The sequence below is a fragment of the Pseudomonas sp. G1002 genome, from assembly GCF_013385455.1.
Lineage (GTDB): Bacteria > Pseudomonadota > Gammaproteobacteria > Pseudomonadales > Pseudomonadaceae > Aquipseudomonas.
Map to the genome: position 1 here is coordinate 123,569 of NZ_JACAPY010000006.1, position 21,132 is coordinate 144,700.

At 54.5% G+C, this 21,132-nt stretch carries 15 protein-coding genes; 8 read left to right on the forward strand and 7 right to left on the reverse strand.

Annotation, left to right across the window (positions count from 1 at the left end):
* Positions 1-41: 41 nt before the first annotated feature.
* On the forward strand, positions 42-1,211 hold the full coding sequence (locus HX801_RS03390; RefSeq protein WP_177021574.1) for an Arm DNA-binding domain-containing protein: 1,170 nt from the start codon (positions 42-44) through the stop codon (positions 1,209-1,211).
* Between the two features lie 238 nt (positions 1,212-1,449).
* Here HX801_RS03390 and HX801_RS03395 read toward each other — a convergent pair whose 3' ends face one another.
* Positions 1,450-2,088 (reverse strand): hypothetical protein, encoded by a 639-nt coding sequence (locus tag HX801_RS03395; RefSeq protein ID WP_177021575.1) that lies wholly within the window; start codon positions 2,086-2,088, stop codon positions 1,450-1,452.
* Positions 2,089-2,499: 411 nt separating this feature from the next.
* Here HX801_RS03395 and HX801_RS03400 point away from each other — a divergent pair, with 411 nt between their 5' ends.
* The 7 genes from HX801_RS03400 (at position 2,500) to HX801_RS03430 (ending at position 10,440) form a co-directional block, all read left to right on the forward strand.
* Positions 2,500-3,756 carry an integrase domain-containing protein gene (locus HX801_RS03400; RefSeq protein WP_017277906.1) on the forward strand — a complete coding sequence of 419 codons (1,257 nt, stop codon included), beginning with the start codon at positions 2,500-2,502 and terminating at the stop codon, positions 3,754-3,756.
* A 1,270-nt stretch (positions 3,757-5,026) separates the two neighbouring features.
* Complete coding sequence (locus HX801_RS32175) at positions 5,027-5,773, forward strand: AAA family ATPase (protein ID WP_371316554.1); 747 nt, start codon at positions 5,027-5,029, stop codon at positions 5,771-5,773.
* Positions 5,770-6,630: an HNH endonuclease gene (locus HX801_RS03410; RefSeq protein WP_157786820.1), complete on the forward strand. Its 861-nt coding sequence runs from the start codon at positions 5,770-5,772 to the stop codon at positions 6,628-6,630. Before HX801_RS32175 ends, HX801_RS03410 begins: the two co-directional genes overlap by 4 nt.
* Positions 6,631-6,886: 256 nt before the next feature.
* Positions 6,887-7,300: a hypothetical protein gene (locus HX801_RS03415; protein WP_256344199.1), complete on the forward strand. Its 414-nt coding sequence runs from the start codon at positions 6,887-6,889 to the stop codon at positions 7,298-7,300.
* A complete protein-coding gene (locus HX801_RS03420; RefSeq protein ID WP_177021576.1) occupies positions 7,300-8,673 on the forward strand; it encodes a 7-cyano-7-deazaguanine synthase in 1,374 nt (457 codons plus the stop codon). Before HX801_RS03415 ends, HX801_RS03420 begins: the two co-directional genes overlap by 1 nt.
* A complete protein-coding gene (locus tag HX801_RS03425) occupies positions 8,670-9,839 on the forward strand; it encodes an XRE family transcriptional regulator (RefSeq protein ID WP_017277910.1) in 1,170 nt (389 codons plus the stop codon). The genes HX801_RS03420 and HX801_RS03425 overlap by 4 nt, the downstream gene beginning before the upstream one ends.
* A complete protein-coding gene (locus HX801_RS03430) occupies positions 9,814-10,440 on the forward strand; it encodes a hypothetical protein (RefSeq protein ID WP_017277911.1) in 627 nt (208 codons plus the stop codon). Before HX801_RS03425 ends, HX801_RS03430 begins: the two co-directional genes overlap by 26 nt.
* A 451-nt stretch (positions 10,441-10,891) precedes the next feature.
* Here HX801_RS03430 and HX801_RS03435 read toward each other — a convergent pair whose 3' ends face one another.
* The 6 genes from HX801_RS03435 to HX801_RS03460 are packed head-to-tail and all read right to left on the reverse strand — an operon-like array spanning position 10,892 to position 21,080.
* The gene (locus HX801_RS03435; protein WP_017277912.1) at positions 10,892-12,172 is read right to left on the reverse strand and encodes an McrC family protein; all 1,281 of its coding nucleotides are present in this window, start codon (positions 12,170-12,172) and stop codon (positions 10,892-10,894) included.
* The gene (locus HX801_RS03440) at positions 12,169-14,355 is read right to left on the reverse strand and encodes an AAA family ATPase (RefSeq protein WP_177021577.1); all 2,187 of its coding nucleotides are present in this window, start codon (positions 14,353-14,355) and stop codon (positions 12,169-12,171) included. The genes HX801_RS03435 and HX801_RS03440 overlap by 4 nt, the downstream gene beginning before the upstream one ends.
* Positions 14,356-14,413: 58 nt before the next feature.
* A complete protein-coding gene (locus HX801_RS03445; protein ID WP_177021578.1) occupies positions 14,414-15,103 on the reverse strand; it encodes an RNA ligase family protein in 690 nt (229 codons plus the stop codon).
* Positions 15,100-15,633: a hypothetical protein gene (locus tag HX801_RS03450; protein ID WP_017277915.1), complete on the reverse strand. Its 534-nt coding sequence runs from the start codon at positions 15,631-15,633 to the stop codon at positions 15,100-15,102. The genes HX801_RS03445 and HX801_RS03450 overlap by 4 nt, the downstream gene beginning before the upstream one ends.
* Positions 15,630-16,976: a DUF3696 domain-containing protein gene (locus HX801_RS03455; RefSeq protein ID WP_177021579.1), complete on the reverse strand. Its 1,347-nt coding sequence runs from the start codon at positions 16,974-16,976 to the stop codon at positions 15,630-15,632. The genes HX801_RS03450 and HX801_RS03455 overlap by 4 nt, the downstream gene beginning before the upstream one ends.
* Before the next feature lie 9 nt (positions 16,977-16,985).
* Positions 16,986-21,080 carry an Eco57I restriction-modification methylase domain-containing protein gene (locus tag HX801_RS03460; RefSeq protein WP_177021580.1) on the reverse strand — a complete coding sequence of 1,365 codons (4,095 nt, stop codon included), beginning with the start codon at positions 21,078-21,080 and terminating at the stop codon, positions 16,986-16,988.
* Positions 21,081-21,132: the final 52 nt, after the last annotated feature.

Consider the following 21,132-nt stretch of genomic DNA (forward strand, 5'->3'; position numbering starts at 1 on the left):
CCGGATGGCCGGACGCTTCTCGATGTAGAGGGATATGAGTCATGGGTAGAGGCGGGAGGGGAGTTCGGGCGGTCTCCGATTCGAGTATCGAAATCACGTTCATGTATCGGGGGGCCAGGTGCCGCGAGCGGATCACGCTCAAGCCCACCGCCACTAACCTGAAGAAGGCTGAGCTGCACAAGGCCGCTATCGAGCACGCGATATCGATCGGCACCTTTGACTACTCGGTGACGTTTCCAGGATCTGCGCGCGCGACGAAATTTGCGCCCGAGGCATCCCGCGAGACGGTCAATGGTTTCTTGACCAGGTGGCTGGCCGCCAAGGAAAAGCACGTCGCCAGCAGCACCTTCGACGGATACAGGAAGCTGGTCACGCTGCGCCTGATCCCGGCCCTGGGCGACACGATGTTGGTGGACCTTAAGCGGAAGGCGGTCCGCGACTGGCTCGACACCCTGGAGGTGAGCAATAAGACGCTCAGCAATATCCAGAGCTGCCTGCGCTCCGCGTTGAACGACGCCGCTGAGGAGGAGCTGATCGAGCTGAACCCGCTCGCCGGCTGGACCTATTCGCGCAAGGCCGCACCGCCGAAAGAGGATGATGTCGATCCATTCAGCCCGGAGGAGCAGCAGGCAGTGCTGGGCGCCCTCTCCGGCCAGGCCCGCAACATGATGCAGTTCGCCCTCTGGACCGGCCTTCGCACCAGCGAGCTCGTGGCTCTGGACTGGGGCGATATCGACTGGCTGCGCGAGGAAGTGATGGTCAGCCGAGCGATGACCCAGGCAAGCAAGGGGAAGGCGGAGACTACGAAGACAGCCGCCGGACGCCGAAGCGTGAAGCTGCTCCGACCTGCGCTGGAGGCGTTGAAAGCACAAAAGGCACTCACGTTCCTGGCTGACACCGAAGTTTTCCAGAATCCACGCACCCTTGAGCGCTGGGCGGGCGACGGGCCGATCCGGAAAACTATGTGGGTGCCAGCAATGAAGAAGGCGGGTGTCCGCTACCGCCGGCCGTACCAGACTAGGCACACCTATGCGTCGATGATGCTATCAGCCGGCGAGCATCCGATGTGGGTTGCCAAGCAAATGGGACACACCGATTGGACCATGATAGCCAGGGTGTATGGACGATGGATGCCCAGCTCGGATGCGGTGGCGGGGGGAAAAGCGGAGAAAATGTGGGCGCCCTCAGTCGCCAAAAAACACATCGTGTAGAAACAGAAAACCCCTCAATTAGAGGGGTTTTTTTGAAGTGAAAGGCTTAGGCTATCACTAAAGGCTCAACTAGGCCTCGGGCAGTGCAGATCTCATGAATCTCTCGAGAGGCTTGCTTATAGCCCGCAAGCACTTTAGCAGCCTTCTCTTGATTGGCTTTTCGCTCATCGGCCGTAGCGGGCCTGAGATTACGCAACGAGTTCCCCAGCATTTTCATCTCTCCACTCCGTTGTATTTCTTAGACGGGAATCAAGCAGTCTTGGTTCCCGTAATACGAATCTCGCATCCTGTAAATCGCATGGCGGTAGGACAGACCATTCTGCTCATGGATCTTTGCTTCATCTGGGACTGGCGCCGGCAGGCCTTCGTTCCCAGAAGCAAGCATCCGTAAATACATTTCTTCGAACAGAAGATCGAAGAGTGTGAATTTTTTCTCGAAATGAGCCTTTAAAACATGCCCATCGTCCATCTCATCTGTAAAGCAAACGTACAAGCCGTCACAAAGCCGCGGTCGGTGGTACATGACCACACCAGGCTTTTTGGGCGGTAGCGACTGCACCCTAACAGTAGGCCAAACACGAAACCACAACCATATGGTAGCGGCTGCGCTCATTACGTATCTGCTGAAGGTAATCTCAACAGTAGCTTTTGTCTCGTGAAGATTGTGGATCAGGTCAATCATCTGATCAACGTCACCACCACCGTTGTGACGTAAATGTAGCTCAATTTTCTGTCCAAGCGTAGCTGCGGCCAAAGCTTCTAAAATTGGTGCCACGCTGGCAACCGAAATTTCGTCAAGGAGCATTAGCTCTAACTTTTCCGGGTTACCGACCGCTTCTACGTTGTCGGCTGCTTGAGGTTCTTCTTGAGCATCCACTGCTTTATCAACCAACGGCAAAATTGAGGCGCGATTCTATAGACGGACGAATGAGCCTTCAACCAATCAATGAAATTATAGCTATCAAAACGCTACCGTTAGTCGTTTTCTCGAAACCTAGACTTTCTCCTTCCATGAAGTTAATGACAGCAAAATGGCAGCTCGAGCGCTGAGAGCCCCGTAGCTAGGGGGCTGGATGCGGGTTCAAATCCCCCCGGCTCCACCATTTCAACATCTAAAGACGTCCACGGACGTCTTTTTTTGTGCCTGAAATCCAGCAAAATCAAGGCTTTAGGGTCTATTAGCGTCCATGGACGTCCGGCACAATCCACGACATCGGGTATTCCAGATGGTATTCCAAGCCCTTCAGTGGTAATTTTTGGAATACCAATTGATGTCATGGAACACCTCATGTGCGCCCAAGCCACCCGCCTCTCTGACCGCCAGCTCAAAGCGGTAAAGCCGAAAGACAAAGACTACGTCCTCAGCGATGGAGACGGTTTGCAGCTGCGCGTGAGGATCAATGGTTCGACGCTCTGGAATTTCAACTATCGGCAGCCGATCACCAAGAACCGCATCAATATGGGCCTCGGCACCTATCCAGAGCTCTCACTCGCGCAAGCCAGGAAGAAGACGGTCGAAGCCAGAGAGCTTCTCGCCCAGGGCATCGATCCGAAAGAACAACGTAGCGAGTTGGAGCAGACAAAAAGGCAGGCAACCGAGCACACGTTCGAGAACGTGGCATCTGCCTGGTTTGAACTGAAAAAAGATTCGGTCACTCAGGCGTATGCCGAGGACATCTGGCGCTCGCTTACGCTGCATGTCTTTCCATCGCTGGGAACAACACCTATCTCGCAAATCAATGCCCCGAGGGTCATCGAGCTGCTGCGCCCTTTGGAAACCAAAGGCAGCCTGGAGACAGTGAAGCGACTGACCCAACGACTCAACGAGATCATGACCTACGGTGTGAACTCGGGAATGATCTTTGCCAATCCGCTCAGCGGCATTCGGGCCGTTTTCAAGAAGCCGAAAAAGCAGAACATGGCAGCCCTCCGCCCGGAAGAGCTGCCAGAGTTAATGGTCGCCATCGCCAATGCGAGCATAAAGAGAACAACCCGCTGCCTGATCGAATGGCAACTCCACACCATGACCCGCCCTGCGGAAGCCGCCACGACGTCCTGGGCTGACATCGACCTCGACAAGAAAATCTGGACGATCCCGGCGGAACGTATGAAGAAGCGACGCGCTCACGTCATACCGCTGACCGAACACGCACTTGCTCTGATAGAGACGATCAAGCCCTACAGCGGACACAGAGAGTACGTGTTCCCAGCCGACAGAGACCCACGAACTCACTGCAATAGCCAGACGGCAAACATGGCCCTGAAACGGATGGGCTTTGAAGGGCGCTTGGTGAGCCATGGCATGCGCTCCATGGCCAGTACCATCCTGAACGAACAGGGATGGGACCCCGAGCTGATCGAGGTCGCACTTGCGCACGTGGACAAAGATGAGGTGCGTAGCGCCTACAATCGTGCGGATTACATTGAACGCAGAAGACCAATGATGAAATGGTGGAGTGAGCATATTCACCGAGCAGGTATGGGTAGTTTGTCTATGTCGGCCACCCAGGGAGCTACGAGGTTAAAAGCGGTATCAGTGCGATAGCTGGCGCAGGATCTCACCACCAGCGAGCGGGGCCTGGCCGACGAGATCGATACTCTCGCGAATCTTCGACGCAGTAATCCAAGGGAATACGCTGCAAGATTTCAAGGCAGATATCTTCGGCAATCAGGCTAAAAATCCCGACCAGATCAACCTAATGATGCTCCACAGCTCGAAGGGGTAGGGTTTCGGGCCGCTATCATGATGGGCGTGGAGAACGGCGTATTTCCAAGCTCCTGAAATAGGACCGGTAAGCAACTGGCGGAAGCCGCAAGTTTGATCTACGTTGGCGTGACACGTGCAAAAGCACAGGCTCACCTGATGTTTGACTCGCATGAGTCCCAACTAATCACAGCAATTCGAAGGGCTCCTTAGCCGCGCCAAGAATACGGTTGGAAAAACGACTCATTTGATTGTCAGGCTCAAACCATCGACATAAGGTTGGGTAAAGATGTTTACGGTCATTGATTCAGCGCAGCGGATCCCACCTCAAGCGAACTCCCAAGTATTTCTTTTGGTGGATTACTGGGATGACTGGTTCAAATTCCGCACGACGTTTAGGATCATCGTTTTTGACGCTGCCGGTGTTCGGCATATGCCAGGATCCGTCAAAATTGGTCAAGCAGGCCTTCTCCCTGCGCCGAGGGGGTCGGATCCTCCGCCAGGGACACGAACTCCGGATCTCCCGGAAAATTTTGTCGCCCTTGATCCAGCGCAGTTCTTCTCACTTGGCCAAGACGAGGACTACTACGCAACCCTTGCATCGCTCCCCCAAGGATTCGGCTCAGTTATTCTCCAAGGGCTATGTGATTGCGCCTTTGACCTCCAAATCTTTAATAGGCACCACCACGAAGAGGTGATGGGCGAGTCCTTGCTCCGGTCGCTGACAGAGCCGAATGTGCGCAATCGCCTGAACCGTCTTGCGCACGGCAACGCAGTCCTGACTCGATTCGAGTTCGAATACACTCTTCCCCCACCACCTCCACCTATCGATGGCGGTGTTCTATCTCCGCCGCCACCAACTATGCAATTCCAGGTAATTCCTAACGCTGAACCTCCAACAAATCTGCACGTGCTGGTGGGTAGAAACGGAGTAGGTAAAACCCGTTGCGTTCAAGGCATCATTAATACTCTGTTAGAGCGAGATAGCGAATCCGCACCACGAGGAGTGTTACGTCGGCTGGGAGCAAATCACGACGACTGGACATTCTCCGGGCTGGTCTCCGTATCGTTCAGTGCTTTCGATAGCTTCGAATTACCGCCGCCAGCCACTATGCGGACCACCGCTGTATTCGTCGGCTTAAGATCGCAAAGAGAAGTGGATGGGCAAATTGTTGAACATCTCAAAAGCACTCAGGAATTAGCAAACGACTTCGTCCTGAGCCTAGAAAGATGCCAAAGTGAACCTCGGCGAGCACGCTGGCTTCGCGCCGTGGCAAGCCTAGCCACCGACCCGCTCTTTGCCGAAAATACAGTTGAACAACTCATCGAACCTAGTGACGATTGGCGAGACCGTGCTAGCCGCTTTTTTAGGCTCCTAAGTTCGGGGCACGCGATAGTTTTACTTACAACCACTCGACTCGTCGAGCTCGTTGATGAAGGCACGCTGGTGGTGCTGGATGAACCCGAAGGGCACCTACACCCTCCTTTGTTATCCGCGTTTGTTCGAGCAGTGGCCGATCTCCTCGTCGCACGGAATGGGGTCGCCCTGATCTCGACACACTCTCCAGTGGTACTGCAAGAAGTCCCGCGTAGCTGCGTTTGGATGCTAAGGCGAACCCGCACTCATTCAGCCGTTGAACGCCCATCCATAGAGACTTTTGGGGAAAGCGTTGGTGTCTTGACTCGAGAAGTATTCGGTTTAGAGGTAACGGACTCAGGCTTCCATCAGCTTATCGCGGAGGTAGCTCGCAGACCTGGACAAACGTTTGAAGCAGTCGAAAGCCATTTTAGAGGGCAGTTAGGAGCCGAAGCACGAGCGCTTGCGCGAAGCCTCACCATTCATAGGGACGTGCCGTGAAACGTCTAGATCCACCTGCGTTCAACGCCACTTTGACGGTAGAGACCTGTGCCGCCGGCATCTCCATCCCCGACAGAGCTCAAGCACTCAGGGATGCATTACCTGTTATTCAAGCCTCGGAGGTCGAGTATCTAGAGCTTGGTTTAGCCGGCCAACTGTTTGAAATAGTCGAAAGCGACACAGTGACCCCACAGCTCAATGCAGACTTGATGGGAATAATCTACAAGTCGCACTTTGCCCGGAAAGGGTCACCGTCAAGATCACTTTATGAGCAGATCAGAATGGCTCCTGAGTTCGGCATTTGTCCATTGTGTGCTCAGAGGACCGTCGCCACGGTTGACCATTACTTGCCTCAAACTCGCCACCCCAAGCTCAATTTGACACCGGCCAACCTTGTCCCTGCTTGCTCAGACTGCAACAAACGCAAGCTTGCGGGGGTTGCCACGAGAGCCGAGGATCAAACCCTACATCCTTACTATGACAACCTAGGCAATGAGCGCTGGCTCGTTGTTGAAGTTCGGGCATCTTCGCCACCAACGATATCCTTTGCCGTACGTCCTGCGGGGACATGGAGTGAAGTGCTCACAAAACGCGTGCATCATCATTTTCGACTTATGGGCCTCGGCGAGCTTTACGGTGCACAAGCAGCCAGTGAAATGGCGGACATCTCGTATTCGCTTGAAGATGTTGGGGCCAGCTCGGGTCCCGATGGGGTTCGCCAGCATCTTGATGGCCAATTTCGGTCCCGACACGCCCGCGACGCTAACTCTTGGAAAACCGCTCTGTACGAAGGGCTTAGAGACTCAGATTGGTTTTGTTTTGAAGGCTACCGACAGATCCGTACGCCCCGAGCATAAATGACACTTTGTCCTCCCTAATCGTGCCTTTGACATTGTCAGATTTTTAAATGTATTATCTGACAATGTCAAAACCGGTATTCACTGGGGGCTGGACGAAATGAGCGATGGGCCACATAGAAGCTTGAAGCTGCGAAAGCCATGGAAAGAACTGGCAAAGCGTGCGGACCAAGATACCTACGATGCCTCCCAGATAGCTGAGGCTACGGCGTACGCAGTGGCCAGTGACTTCAAAATGGAGGTCTCGTGGCATCTGATGGAAGCCCTGAAAGCAGTCTTTACCGGTTGTGATAACTCCCTGGAAATGCCGGAACTTGCGCTGGATCAACTTGAAAATGCGAAAGCTCTAGCAGCAGCCTCCGTTTTTGGAACGAATCTTGTGGAATGGAGCATCACCCTCATCCATGAAGGCAAATTTGGAATTGAAGCATTCCATGAAGCGGTAGGCCTTGCCGCTAAAGACCGCTGCCACGCAAACATCCGGTCGATCGAAGAACACTACCTTCGCGACTCGAATGAGCACAGAGCAGAGCACGTGAGTAAGAGACTCCAGAATGCCATTTCTACTCTATCGAGCACCCAACTCGGTCTGGATCTTGTGGGCCCAGAGCCCAATCGAATCCTCCCCTCTAGGAAGATGGAAGGTCTTGATGACGGGGTATCGTTGTGATGAACACCTTGCCGCCTAAGGAAATAGCTGTAGATATACTTGAACCTGGCGCCCGCAAAAGAAACGGTGTGGTCCCGTGTTACATCGAGAAGAACATCGAGTTCAATCTTGAGGCTCTCGCATCCTTCTCATCCCATGACAAATGGGAGCCCGTAACGTATGACGCACTACTCATAGCCGCTGCGGTCGAGTTCTGTGATCGCATCCTTGTCCGCAGCACCATGAGCTGGGGCAGGCGGTTCATCGTGCATGTTCCAGTACACGACGTTGAACGGTGGTCGAGTAACAAGGTAGATCGAGCGCTCGTCAACGCGCTGAACCTCCTGACCGGCGACGACTGGAATTTCAACTTTCGATCTCGAAAGCAAGCCGCACAGAGACCGCCACAAGGCCAAATATCTTTTCCTTCCGATGCAGAGGCGGTCATTGCTTTCAGTGACGGAATGGACTCCCGTGCGGTCTCTGAACTTGAGAGCAAGCGCCTAGGCAAACGCCTGATTCGTCTACGAATAGGGAGCAAACAACATGATATTTCAAAGAGGGAGCGACAAAGGATTCCGTTCACGGCCATCCCATATTCAGTCAAACTTGATGACGCAAGAAGCGCCGAGAGAAGTGCGCGCAGCCGCGGGTTCAAGTTCAGCATCATATCCGCAATTGCGGCGTATCTAATTGATGCTCCAATGGCCATCATCCCCGAAAGCGGACAAGGTGCCCTTGCACCTGTGCTCCTTCCTGTTGCACATGGGTATGAGGACTATCGAAATCACCCCGCGTTCACCAAGCTTATGGAACGCTTTATCGAAGCCCTTCTTGGTTATCGATTCCAGTACACCTTCCCCAGGCTTTGGATGACGAAAGGCGAGACCCTGCGTGAGTTTGTGGAAACCTGCGGCCCTCACGCGAATTGGATAACGACCAGGTCGTGCTGGCAGCAATCCCGACAGGTAGCCGTTTCAGGCGCAAGAAGGCAGTGCGGTATATGCGCCGCGTGTATGCTTCGCCGCCTTAGCGTCCACGCTGCAGGATTAGAGGAGCCACCAACGAATTATGTATGGGAATCCCTAGACAGCCCGACCTGGGAAACAGGCGCAGCAAAAGAATTCACCAGTTGTACTAAAGCCTTGCGACAATACGCTATCGCAGGGGTGCTTCATTTCGAACACCTTTCTTCGATTCGGGAATCTTCGCAGTACGAACTGATCAAACGCCGCAGAACGAGCGAACTGGCTCGAGCTCTGGCCGAGTCGCCACATGCCGTGGCGCAGAACCTTGACAGGCTCTTGCAGCAACATGCCAAGGAATGGTCAGCGTTCACGAGCGATATGAGATCAGAGTCGTTCGTGAGGAAGTGGATAAATGGCGCATCATGACCAAACCAAACTTTGAACTGAACCCAGCTGAACTGGGTGAACGACTGAAGGTCGCTCGCGAAACCGCGGCCATGACCCAAGACGCAGCGGCCAAAGCAGTTGGCTTTGCTCGAACCACTCTTGTGGCCATTGAAAAAGGACAGCGCTCTGCAAAGCTTGACGAGATCCAGATGCTTAGCCGCTGTTATGGAGTATCTGCTAACTCGTTGCTACGCCGAGAAGCGGTCCATGTGGACCTTGTACCTCGCTTCCGCTCACTCCCAGACACTGGTGATGCAGGCATCGACCAAGCTGCTCGGATGCTGAATGATCTCGTCAGGGCGGAAGTGGAACTTGAGAACATTTTAGGTGTTCGGAAAACCTCGAATTATCCGACCGAAAAAAGCATCTTACCAGGCGATGTACGCAAACAAGCAGAGCACGATGCACATAGCCTCCGAAGCTGGCTAGGGCTCGGCGAAAGCCCCATCCAAGATCTGTTTTCACTCATAGAGATGCAACTTGGAATTCGTGTCTATAGCCGGAGACTTGAATCGAAAGTGTCTGGGCTATTTGCCTATGACGACGCCGTTGGCGCCTGTATGCTAATAAATGCAGTACATCGGAAGGACCGTCAAACCCAGACTGGCGCCCACGAGCTCGGGCACTTTATAGCGACGCGGCGTCAGCCCGAGATCTATCAAGCCGAAAAATATGAGAACTCGCGTGAAGAACGTTACGCGAATGCTTTCGGTAGTGCTTTTCTGACGCCTGCCCGCACTGTCATGGAAAAGTTCAAGGAAGTGACCATTGGATCAACCCACCTCACTCGTCGGCACATCATCCTGCTCGCTAGTTTCTTTGGCATTTCACGCCAGGCAATGGTGATGAGGCTTGAAGAATTGGACCTGACGAAAAAGGGAACGTGGGATTGGTTCATGGATAATGGCGGTATAACCGACGACCAAGCCCAGCAGGTACTAGGTACGATAGCTCACGATTCCGCGCCGATGGAAGGCGCGCAATCAACTAGGCTTTTTTTGTTAGCTATCGATGCCTGGAAAAAGGATCTAATCAGCGAAGGGCAAATGTCGGATTTGCTTAAGCTAGATAGGGCGAAAGTACGCGAGTTGCTTGATGAGGCAGAAGAGGATGAGGTTGATGACCTTTTCAAGCTGTCTCACTGATCGAGATAGCATTCTCGTTCTCGACGCCAGTGTCATCATAAACTTGCTGGCGACCGGCTATGCAAGCGCAATCCTGCAAGCAGTTCCGGCTCCTATTGTCGTCACCGACAATGTAATACGGGAGATTGAGCAAGGAGCAGTAAACGGCCGGCCTGAGCCGAAACAGCTTTTGGAGCTGATCCATAATCAAATTTTAAAGAGAGAAGAGCTTTCTGGCATTGCATTAGAGCACTTCTTCGACTTGGTATCCGGATCCACGGCGGCCTCGCTCGGAGACGGAGAAGCCGCGACACTCGCGCTTGCACATTGCAACGGTTTCACTGCTGGTATTGATGAAAAGAAAGCAACCAAGATCTCCTCTGAACGCTTTGAAAATCTACGCCTGATTACGACGGTGGATATTCTCGCCTATGAACCTGTGCGGATTTCACTCGGAGATGAAGCGCTAGCTAAGGCAACGCTTCAGGCGTTGAAAAACGCCAGAATGCAAGTTCGAGAAAACCAATTCGACTGGCTTCAAGGGCTGATCGGATGTGAGAACGTAAGTTTATGCCCAAGCCTGAGGCGGCTCATAAAACTTAAGGCTGCAGGACGTTGTTGAATGGGTCAGTAAGAGGCTAGAAAGTAAGGGGTCAGTAAACACGCCTTGCGTGTTTACACAGTTTGCACTTGGCTCATTATCCCAACTCATAATCCGCATGCCCATCTTTGACCAGGTACGCATCGCGCAATGGATATAGTCATGCAGATATTGAATAGCTGCCTCGAATGCGTTGCATGGAACCAGACTTCACAGCGAGCGCATTGGAACCAACTGCCACGACCAGTGCCCTTCTCATATCGGGTGTGTTCAACCCAGTCAAGCCGCGAATCAAAGGCCAGGTTACCGCGATTGTGTTCACTGCTAAAAACTCACGCTGCTCGCTCTCTGAGGACAGATTAAAAAACCTCAGCGCACTATACACCGGACTCAAAACGCTCAACCCACGGACCAAGCCATCGTCATGGCTCTCGCCAGCTTTATGCCTACAGGTGGGCACGATGAAAGACCTTCATTGAACAGCAGCGCCAACCGCGTCACTCCAGCCTTCTGCTAACCACCCATGCAAGCACTCGAAAACAGCATCGCGCCTAGTAAGTACCCCAGCCAAATCAACGCTGCAGACCACCAGTTGCACATCCGTGCCTTGGATCGATAGCTTGTCACGCACCCCTGGACTGACGCCTTCCATCGCCGGATAGATCAGCGCCAGCCGCTGACATTGGTAACGCTGGGCGTAGCTGACCAACTGATACAGGTCGGCTGATGAAATACCCAGCTTGCGCTCTTTGAGATTAAGGATTTTCCACTTGGCATCTGCAATAGCGACCACCTGCGTTCCATGGAGCACCGAGATATCTGGGCGCAATTGGAACACCTCACGCCCTACCTCATTGACCGCAAGATGGCGACGTGGCCCCTGAGCCTGGATGTGATAATCCTTGAAGGTGCGGCGCATCCGCCAGGTAACATAGCCTTCAAACAAACGGTTCATATCGAACAGCAGGGCCAGCGCCGGCATACCGCCGGCAGTCACATTAGGGTGCAGTGCACGTAGAAAGTCCCCACAACGCTGGAATACGGGCTGCCAACGCTGATTGAGCCGATCGAACGCCAGCCCCTCAACTGCCTCAGACGTAAAATTGCGATCCGAAACCGCCGCAAGGTGTATCAGCAGCTCATTGATGCCACGCTTGATACCGGGATGCTGGGTGCGCCGCAACAGCAGACCTAGCACATGGCGTAGCACCTGGTTGTATGGGGTGTCGATATCGAACTCATCAAAACGGCAATGTACTCGCTGCGGTGTGAAGGCATTCAGCCGCACCTGCCTGACCAAATCAATTCGTCCGCGTACGGTGCTGAGCTCATCTTGTCTCGGCACATATCGACGAATCAGTCCGAGCTGCATCTGCTGAGCGATCATGCCGCGAAAGTGTTCAATGAACACATCCAACAGAGCATGTCTTTGTTGGCCCAGTGAAGCCTCTCCGATACTGGGCGGCGACAACGAACCGGTTAGCTGCAGCAGGCGTACTAGAATCTGCCGGCACAACTGCGCGTCACGCTCGTGGCGAGCGATCTTCGGTAGTACCTCGATGATCAGCTCACCGAGCTGGATCACCCCGCAAAACTGGGTGAATTTCACCGCTGTCCGCCGCCACTCAAGCGCCTTGGCTGGCAAGGAAGCAGCAAGCTGTTCGAGCAATACCGCTTGTTGCAAGCTCAGAGACTGACCGCCTCCGGCTCGAATGGGTAGCCACTCGTGCTCGAGAACCTGCAATAACGTCATGCCAGGAGCTCATAGATCTTTCGGATGGCCTCTGGACTGATCTCACCTGGTGAACACACCTCGTAGCGCTGCGACTCGGGAAGGTCATCCTCCAGCGCGCCGAAGATATCGCTCGCCAAGTCACTGAATTCGCGGACGATCTGCATTTCAAGCGGAGCCTTTACATCCCCGAATATCAGCCGAATGCGCTGCCAGTCGTTGTAGAAGACTTCTTGCAATAGCGGAATGACTTCGCGGCACAGCACACTGCGCAACCCTTCCATGTCGCTCACTCGAGTAAGGAAGGCATGACCGATTGTTTGATCCCGGTGCAGCAAATAAGCGATACGACGGTTCAGCGTATCCAACAACGCGCGCAGGTTCAGCACACCACCCTCGCCATCCGGGATATACCCATCCCCCTGTGCCCCTGAAATCACCAGCGAATCAGGCATCAGCTCACGGAATTGGAAGCGTCGACGCAAGGCCGCATCCAGTAGCGCAATCGAACGGTCCGCCGTATTCATGCTGCCGTAGATATCTAGGTTGCGTGGTACTCCGAAATGCTCCCCGGAGTAAGGCAGAGTCAGCTCCATGCCATCCAACAGTCGGCCTTCGATGTCATAGTGGGCGCGCTTGTCCACCTCAATTAGCGTGATCAGCTCACCCAGGATCTTCGCCACATTGCCGCGGTTGATCTCGTCGATGAAGATGGCATAGCGATGCTGCGGATTCAGCCTGGCCCGTTCACACAGCCGCTTGAACACGCCTGGCTTCACTGCATAAATAACACCCTGACCGTCAGCGGACGGTTCAGGACGTATACCCTCAATGAAATCTTCGTAGCTATAGGACTGATGGAAAGTGACGAACTCGTAGCGCTTAACCAAATGCTGATTGGACGACTTCGGGCCTTTCTTGATCAGCTCCGAATGCTCGATCCACTCAGCGCAACTCTCCTTCCAGTCCCCTGCAAGAAACCATCTCCCTTCCTCGTCCTTATCGAACACATACGGAGCCCTCCGGGCTGCCGTATCGCGTTGAACGGTCGCTGAGTCGAGAACTGTATGACTCTGCAATGCCTCCCAGCAAGTCGCGCGCAGGTTGCTGTTGCTACTGCGAGACTTCGCCTTAGCGACAAAATAGCGATGGCCCATCAACTGACTAACTTTCGCTTTGCCCCCCAGGGCGTGAAGGGCCATGAAAATCACCTGCCACCAGACCACATCCACTAAGTTAGAAAGGAGCCACTCGGTCTCCGTCAGCGTGCTCGAACTGTCTTCATACTTGGATAGGCGCGCTTTCAGGCTATGAGTCTTACCGGTACCAGGAGGGCCATAAAAGATCAGATTCCGCGGTTCCTCGACCAGAAATGGTTTACCCGAAGGCGGCTGTTCAGTTTCAGGCTTTGCCAGGCGCCAACGATCTGCCCAAGGGCTTGTATAAAAGTCCACTTCACAACCTGCGGCGGCCTCCTCGGCCTGCCGAATTTCCAGCAACTCCCTGTCGAGCTTAATCGCTGGCCATGCCTTCACCTCAGGAAGTGCCAAAGTCTTGAAGGCAGATATGATGGTCGCTTTGTCATTAGGGCTGGCAATCCGTTCAAATGTCCCCGGGAACAACAAATGAAGCAGAATATGCCGCATCTGCCGGCCACCGCCCCATGGCTGAGCATCCAACCATTCAGCAAAGTGCCAAGGTTCCTTCAAATACTCCTCTTGCTGAGCGCGCGGTAACTGATGAAAAGCCTTGACCATTCGAATCAACCAAGCCAGCTCTTCAGCCCGGTAACGATTAAAGCCCTGCCCTGCAGATCCTAGCCCCTCAAGGGTTTCGTCTGTCATCAGCGTATTACTGAGCGGAAAATCGCTCCCCGACCAACTCCATACATGCTTGATATTTTCGCGCTTCTTGGTCGGCGTTACATTGCTTTGGAACAACATCACCACCCAGAGCACCTCGGCCATCAGCTGGATAGCCTCTGGCGACGCGTCAACCAACTGCCCTTTAAGCTTCTCCAAGAAGACCGCCGAGGTCTCATCGGGGCTGTCGATGAAACGCAAATGCAGCTCACCAAGCAGATCACTGGTCCAGCGCGGGCCAACAGCAAAAAGCGCCTGACCGTCGAGCAGGCAGTTTTGCTTCCACTGCTCGAAGGCGGTAAAGATGGGTGCTGCATTGTGATGAGGGTTGAAAGTCGACATGACGATCCCTGTAAAAGCAAATGCGAATTCAGGTACCAGACGCACCTGACGTTAAGTACTACTGCGCGTTGTAATCCACCCGATTCCACTCAATCGCACGCTTACGCCAATGCTGCTCAATGGCCTGAGTAAAGTCGGCGCGGACAATCTTGGCGCGTGCCTCGCACCAGTCGGCAGATTCGCGGCGGATAACCAGCCCCTCCAAAGGTCCGCTACGAAAATGGCTAGGCGAGGTCTGTACCTGTTCAATTAGCGCCTTCACACTGGTTCGCCCAGAAAACACCCGCGGCACGATCTTCAAACCAGCCTGCGCGGCCAGCGTATTACGCCGCGCGGAACTCCAGAACTTACCGGCGTGGCGGTCATATACATCGAACAACAGGAACCAGTCCGGCAGGGTGCCGTAATCCAGTGAATGCCGAGCAGCACACCACTCGCCGAAAAGCAGCACTTCGGGGCGTAAAACCGTGCGGATCGCTTTTCCATGCTGGGCCAGCCAGCTAGGCAGACGTGAAAACTGCCCGGCATGCGGCTCTTGTAGGTACTGGCCACGGTTTTGCGCGCACAGTTGGCCGTCGTCCGCCAACGAGAGGCCCAGATTGGCCCCGTCGAGCTTTTCCTCCACCACCACGCTGCCCGCCAGCAGGGCCTTTACCTCGGCTGCGTCCAACACCTTGTCGTCGCGGGGCTTATCTGCACCCAACCAGACAAGATGTGGTGTGTGGGGGAAACGAAAGAACTCAGTCATCGCACCTGCTTTTCTGCATGTTTCTGCCGCGACCAGTCTTCAATGATGGGATCAAGCAGTATCTGATGCGCCTGAAGCGCCCCTTCCCAGTCATGCCAGTCCGTGTCCCCAGCAAAAGCGACACATCCCTCCCCGAACGCCACATGTGAAGCCAAAGCAGCAGCCACCATTTTCCTGTCTGCTAAATCATGCACAACGGCCTGTAGGGATTGCGGTAAGACCCCACCGCTTTCATCGTATTCCACTATCACATTGTCCACGGCGGCGGTGCTCCATTTGTGCATCACCACCTGAATGCCGAAGTCGTTAAAACCCAGCTTGTGATTGTACTCCCCATAAATTTGGCCCTCCCCATCCAGAACCAACCGGGAGTCGCTCTGCTGAAAGCTGTCCAGCCAGGTCCAGACCACCAAGCGCAGCGCCGGATCTCGAGGAGTTGCGTCAATATCAATGGGATGTACCGGATCAGCAGCACTCGCTGCGATCAGCACATTGGTATCGACTACATAGCGCGCTTTCAAATCCTTCATAATTTGGCACCTTTCTGACGCTCAAACATCAGTCGTGCCTGTTCGCGTGTCTCACCCAACGCATCACCGAAGAAACCTTCAGGCCAATTCCTTACCCGTCCAAACTCATCAAGCTCCAGCTCACGCAACCTCGCTAGCTTGCCTTCGCGCTCGACGAAGTACATAGCCATTTGGGCTGCTGCACTAATCTTCTGCTTTGCCGCAAGCGTCTGCATACGCCTGAACAAGTGCTCGGAGTGTGTCTCGACAATGAACTGCACGTTGCGCTCACGGCTAATCTGGGTAAACAGTTCGGCTAACAGTGACTGCGCCAACGGATGCAGATGGCTCTCCGGCTCCTCGATGATCACGATATGACCAGGCTCGGCAAATAACGCTCCCACGATGACTGGAAGAACCTGCGATACGCCAACACCTACATCCCTGAGGTTCGAGATGCTGCCTTGATTTTCGATCAGCAATTCATAACGCGCCGAACCGCCCAGTGCACGAACGGAAAGGCCATCGGCGAGCCCCATCTCCTTTAGCCAATGGGTGGTCTGTTGAAACAGATGCGCTTCCGGTGGGAGCGTCATCACCTCACTGCCCTTTTTTTTGCGTCTACACGCCGCCTGCATCGCCAAGCCGCTGGCAATCAATGCGTCCACCGCCTTGGCACCATCATCACCGATGGTCGCCGGCATACGTCCTGCCCAGATGTAATCGCGTTGCGCCAAGCGGCGTACCGGGCCGAGATAGATGATCTTGCTCAGCTCATCCAGCAATGTGGGACCAATGTTCTTGATCAATTCGCCTCGCGCGCCCAGCGAGGCTATCGCCGCAGGTGCGAAAGCGAAGGAACGCTGAGGCCGAAAATGCGGACTCTGGCCTATCGGACGATGCTCTGCACCTAGCTGCAAGCGATAGATGCCCGGCCTGCGCCGCTCCACGAAAAAGCCCTGACCATCTTTGCCAAGGCGCAGATAATCCAACTCGGCACTGCCACCCGGCCCTTGCCGGTAGCGTGCGGAAAAGATGGTTGCATCTTCCGATTGACCGGATTCGCTCCACTTGAACTCGACCCCCACCTCATTGGCCTTGATCGCTTCAGACTCCCCGCCATGACGGCACAGCAAATCCTTGAATTGCCCCAGAGTGACGGAGTCACCTTCGTCAGAATTGCCCAGGTTCAAATCAAGGTTGGCGTCGTCGCCTTTCACCGTTTGGCGGATCAGCAACAGACTTTGGATCAAGCTGGATTTGCCCGATGAGTTGGTACCTAGCAACAAGGTAATCGGGGCCAAGCGCATGGCACCGGTAGATCGCCAGATTTTGAAGTTATCCAGTTTTAGATGGGTCAGCATGTTCGCTCCTTAAACCAGCTCGCCCTGTTCCAGCTTGTCCCAAGCCTCCAACACCAGCCTCTGGGTGCGATATTCGCCGAACTCACGGGTTTCGCTACGTTGCAGCACTGCAAAAGTCTCTGCAGGGTAGCCAGGGCTTACAGACTGTGGATCCAGTATGAATTGAAGATCCCTTCTGGTAAGACCATAAAGCTTTGTATAGTAGGCATCCAACTCCGCGCGCAGTTTCAGTCGGCGATCTGGATCAAAGCCAAAAAAACCACCCTCATACCCTAAGTCTCGTGCCCACGACTCCAGCCCGACCGAGTTATATGTAAGTTCGAGAACCCTTGGAACAATAAAATCTAAATCTCTTCTAGAATAGCTTTCGGGAGGCAATACTGGCAGCTGCTTAACGATGAAGAAATTCATAGTGAGCCCGCCTAATTTTTGTCTCACAACAAAATCAAAGCAGATCGCACTTAAATTCGCCAGCAGCAGTGCCAAATATGGGGGTGACTGGTCAGAAAGAATTAACGGAAATTTATTTCCGACTGCAACTCTTGGAATTACCGCGCCGATAAATGATCGAGCACTTGCCCTTGCATCAGTGACATCCCTAAACCCCAACATCCAGTCCCTAGACCAGCCCTTATCGTTCAGACTGTCATCAAGCGCCCGCTGTGGAACCCAATAGAAAGGAATTGGTTCATAACCTGGATCATTCAATTCATCCAGCTCAAGCTTTGGAAGCACATGAGCTCTTTGACCATCAACTCTACTGAAATCACTATACCTGTAGTTATAGTGATTAATCATCTTGGCCTCATACAAGGGCACAAATCGCTCACCACTATTGACAAGGTTATTGCGCTCAAAATCAAATCCACATTGCTTTAGCTCATGCAGATTTTTGAACAAGTGGCTGTCATTGGACATATGAAACATTGCAACCAAGCGAATACCCCAAGGATTCTGCTCACCAGTGCCGACCTCCCTTACAAGTACCGGCACCCTGGCGTATACACGGCGAGTAATCTCAGCATCCATTCGTGAACGGAAGATCGGGCAAGTACGGGTATTCGGGTTGACCTGGAAGATTTCCTCCGCTGTCAGCGTAAACACCCGCTCAGAGTCCTGCAGCTCCTCAAGCTGCTTGCCCTGGAACAGAAAATGTGTCTCGCTCGTCTTTTGCTGGGAGCCCAGCACCGTTGTCAGTGCAAAGCGCAGCATGTGCCCCTGACCCGCGCCCTTGAAATAGCCTTCGTTTTCGAACTCGAAGAAGCTCTCCAGCGACCTTTGCTCTATCACCTCACCGAAGAACGCCTTAGTGGTGTTATCGGTAGCTAGTCCAGATGGAACGATAAAGCCGGCACGCCCCATCGGGCCTATTACGTTGCGAATCGTCTCGGAGAACAGGGCGTAGGTGTTCACATCACCAACGCCGGTGAGCGGGAACCGCCCACCTTCTTCGCCCTTCACATGGGCAAATACACTGGCAGCCTCGGCAGTACGGCGGGCAACGATAAACTCGCGATATAACCGCTGCTCGGCCTCGCGAGTTTCAAAGCTTGATACCTGGCCCGGATAAAGGTTTTGTGCCATTAGGCCCTGAGACAACCAATCAATCCGCTGGCTGCGTTCGGCCTTATTCCCCGCGCTGGCGACCATCTGACTGCGTGAGGCAAAAAACTCCTCCTCCTGCAGCTTGATGCGCTCCCAAGGTGGGTTTCCTAGCACACAGTCAAAACCGCCAGTGCCGAATATCTGAGGAAAGACCAGCGGCCAATGTAGTACTCGTGCTTCCTCACATGCCGCTGTTGCTATACTGAGCTGCTGCTCGTGCTGCTCACTGCGGGACTCACTAAACAGCTCCAGATACAGCGTCTTGCTGGTGGGGATACTGGACTGCGCGGTCTCGGTCTTCTCCAGCAGAAAGGTACCAACCAGCAGGTTGGCGGCGTGTAGCAAACGGCTGCCCTGAGCTTGCTGCTGGTAAGCACGGTAAGCCCGATCCTTAGCGGCCGTATCCGCCAGGGTATCGTCCGGTAAGGCGTCGAGAGCTTGCAACTCGTTGTAACCTACCGCTGACTCCAACGACAGACTGATAGTTTGTTTGTGGTCGAAAGCCTTTTCTAGTGCTTTAAGGCCGTCCTTGTTTTGCTTGCTCAACTGCTTGCAGACTTCCTTGTCATCGCCAGAAAGCGCCTTGAAGGCATCTTTCGAAATGCCCTTTTCCAGCGATTTGAGATCAATGACGCCAAGCAACGCGTTACCGCATTGAATGTGCGCATCGAGAAAACCCAGCGGCTTGCCCGGCTCCAGCGCTTCCAGCCAGAGCGCGGTCTTGCACAGCTCGATGGCCAGAGGGTTGAGGTCAACCCCATAGATGCAGTGCAGTACCACCTCGCGCAGAGCGTGGCGGTACTGCTCTTCAGTGTACTGATCGCCTTGGGCATCCAGCTCGGCCACCTTGGCGGCTAAACGGCGGGCGGCGGCGAGCAGAAAATGGCCGCTGCCACAGGCTGGGTCGCATACCTTAATCGACAACAGCGCGGCACGCGGCTGTTCGGGGTTGGCCTTGAGTCGATGTTCGATCACCGGCAGCAGCGCGGACTGGATCAGTTCCTGCACCAAGTTATCCGGGGTGTAGTAGGAGCCGCTGGTCTTGCGAGCGTTGCCCTGATTACTCTCGCCCTCAGCATCGCCGATAAAGCCAAAGCTCCAAGGCGATGTAGCTGGGTTGATACGAGGTTCAAGCTCCAACAAAGACTCATAGACCGAGCCCAGCTCCTCGGTGTCCATGTCGCGGTAGTTGATGCGGGTGGCGCCGTTCTTACGCTGCACCCACGTCACGGCACGGATGGCGGTAAGCAACGCTTTGTTGCCAAGCTGCGCGGTGTCCAGATCAATGCACTGTTCCGCAGCAAAAAGCCCACCTAGCGCCGGCAGGCCAAGCAGCGGCTGGCCGCCGCGCAGGGCGGTAAAGGTGGTGGTCAGCACCTGCCAAAGGTCATCATAATCGTCGTAGAAGCGTCGCTTGCGGGCACGCTCACGCAGCAGGTTCAGGCTGTAGCCCTGATCATAAAGGCGGAGAGCCTCCGGCGTGGCGGTGTCCGGGTCATGGAGGATCTTACGATCCTCGGCAGTAAGCAGGAACAGCATGCGGTAGACCAACCGCAATAGTTGGTGAAAATAGGCATGACGGCTGAGCCGGCCGCACGACAGAGCCTCGCGCAGCGCATGGTTGGCCGGATGGGCGACGAAGCCGTCGCCCAACGCCCGCAGCGCCTGTTCCACGCCGGTGCGCAGGTCATCACGCGCCCGCTCTCCCTCAATCGCCGCCTGCTCGCGCCACTGTTCCAGCCAGCACCGCGCGATCTTGCCATTTTGGGCAAGAAAGCGGCTGGCGTGCAGGATCAGCCATAGGGCAACAAAGTCAGAGTAGAGGTCGTCCTCGAACAGACGAGCAAGATCCACCTCGACAAAGGCCGGGCGAGTCATCGACGGGTTGTCGCGCAGGATACGCAGCACCAACCCATTGCTAACAATGCCCCACAGCGCCTCGCCGCTGGCGTTGACGTATTCCTGCAGCAGCCCCTGCGGCGAGCGTCGGCGCGCCTCGTCACCAAAGGCGAGGTGGCTTTTGTCCAGATCGAAGTCCGGTCCTGTCAGCACTAGCGGAATATGCGCAATGCGGCGGGATTCACCGCTTGCACCGTTTCCTAGGGTAAACCCAGAGCTGGCAGAATCCTGTTCGACATAGCCGGCCTCATGGCTGAGCGGAAAACACCGCTCCCCCAAGTAGCGTGGCTGGCGGCAGACCTGCAAATCTGTAAAGGCAAATGCCTGCTGTAACAGTGGCACCAGGAAGCGCTCTACGGCCAGCGAAGTACGATCAATGTCCTGACGCTGACGTGCGTCGTTGAAGGCCTCCCACTCAGCTTTGGCAATACGCCAGTAACGACTGATTTCCTCACGCAGTTTAAGCGTGCGGTGCAGGCCGTAGTCAGTGCTGCCCTGCCCCTTGAGCTCGAGGTCGCGCACAGTATTGAGGAACTCGCCGGGGAAAATACCGCCTTCGATACGCAGGCTGTCGAATTCGCGGTGGATGGTGCGGGTCATGGGGGTGATTTTCCGTTTCTTGTCTGCCGGCATTGGCCGGAAAGCGATAATT

What these genes read in the sequence shown, in the direction of transcription:
- HX801_RS03460 (WP_177021580.1), bottom strand. Translation starts at nt 21,080, where the DNA reads ATGACCCGCACCATCCACCGCGAATTCGACAGCCTGCGTATCGAAGGC.
- HX801_RS03440 (WP_177021577.1), bottom strand. Translation starts at nt 14,355, where the DNA reads ATGTCGACTTTCAACCCTCATCACAATGCAGCACCCATCTTTACCGCC.
- HX801_RS03450 (WP_017277915.1), bottom strand. Translation starts at nt 15,633, where the DNA reads ATGAAGGATTTGAAAGCGCGCTATGTAGTCGATACCAATGTGCTGATC.
- HX801_RS03430 (WP_017277911.1), top strand. Translation starts at nt 9,814, where the DNA reads ATGACCTTTTCAAGCTGTCTCACTGATCGAGATAGCATTCTCGTTCTC.
- HX801_RS03425 (WP_017277910.1), top strand. Translation starts at nt 8,670, where the DNA reads ATGACCAAACCAAACTTTGAACTGAACCCAGCTGAACTGGGTGAACGA.
- HX801_RS03400 (WP_017277906.1), top strand. Translation starts at nt 2,500, where the DNA reads ATGTGCGCCCAAGCCACCCGCCTCTCTGACCGCCAGCTCAAAGCGGTA.
- HX801_RS03435 (WP_017277912.1), bottom strand. Translation starts at nt 12,172, where the DNA reads ATGACGTTATTGCAGGTTCTCGAGCACGAGTGGCTACCCATTCGAGCC.
- HX801_RS03455 (WP_177021579.1), bottom strand. Translation starts at nt 16,976, where the DNA reads ATGCTGACCCATCTAAAACTGGATAACTTCAAAATCTGGCGATCTACC.
- HX801_RS03445 (WP_177021578.1), bottom strand. Translation starts at nt 15,103, where the DNA reads ATGACTGAGTTCTTTCGTTTCCCCCACACACCACATCTTGTCTGGTTG.
- HX801_RS03420 (WP_177021576.1), top strand. Translation starts at nt 7,300, where the DNA reads ATGAACACCTTGCCGCCTAAGGAAATAGCTGTAGATATACTTGAACCT.
- HX801_RS03390 (WP_177021574.1), top strand. Translation starts at nt 42, where the DNA reads ATGGGTAGAGGCGGGAGGGGAGTTCGGGCGGTCTCCGATTCGAGTATC.
- HX801_RS03415 (WP_256344199.1), top strand. Translation starts at nt 6,887, where the DNA reads ATGGAAGCCCTGAAAGCAGTCTTTACCGGTTGTGATAACTCCCTGGAA.
- HX801_RS32175 (WP_371316554.1), top strand. Translation starts at nt 5,027, where the DNA reads ATGCGGACCACCGCTGTATTCGTCGGCTTAAGATCGCAAAGAGAAGTG.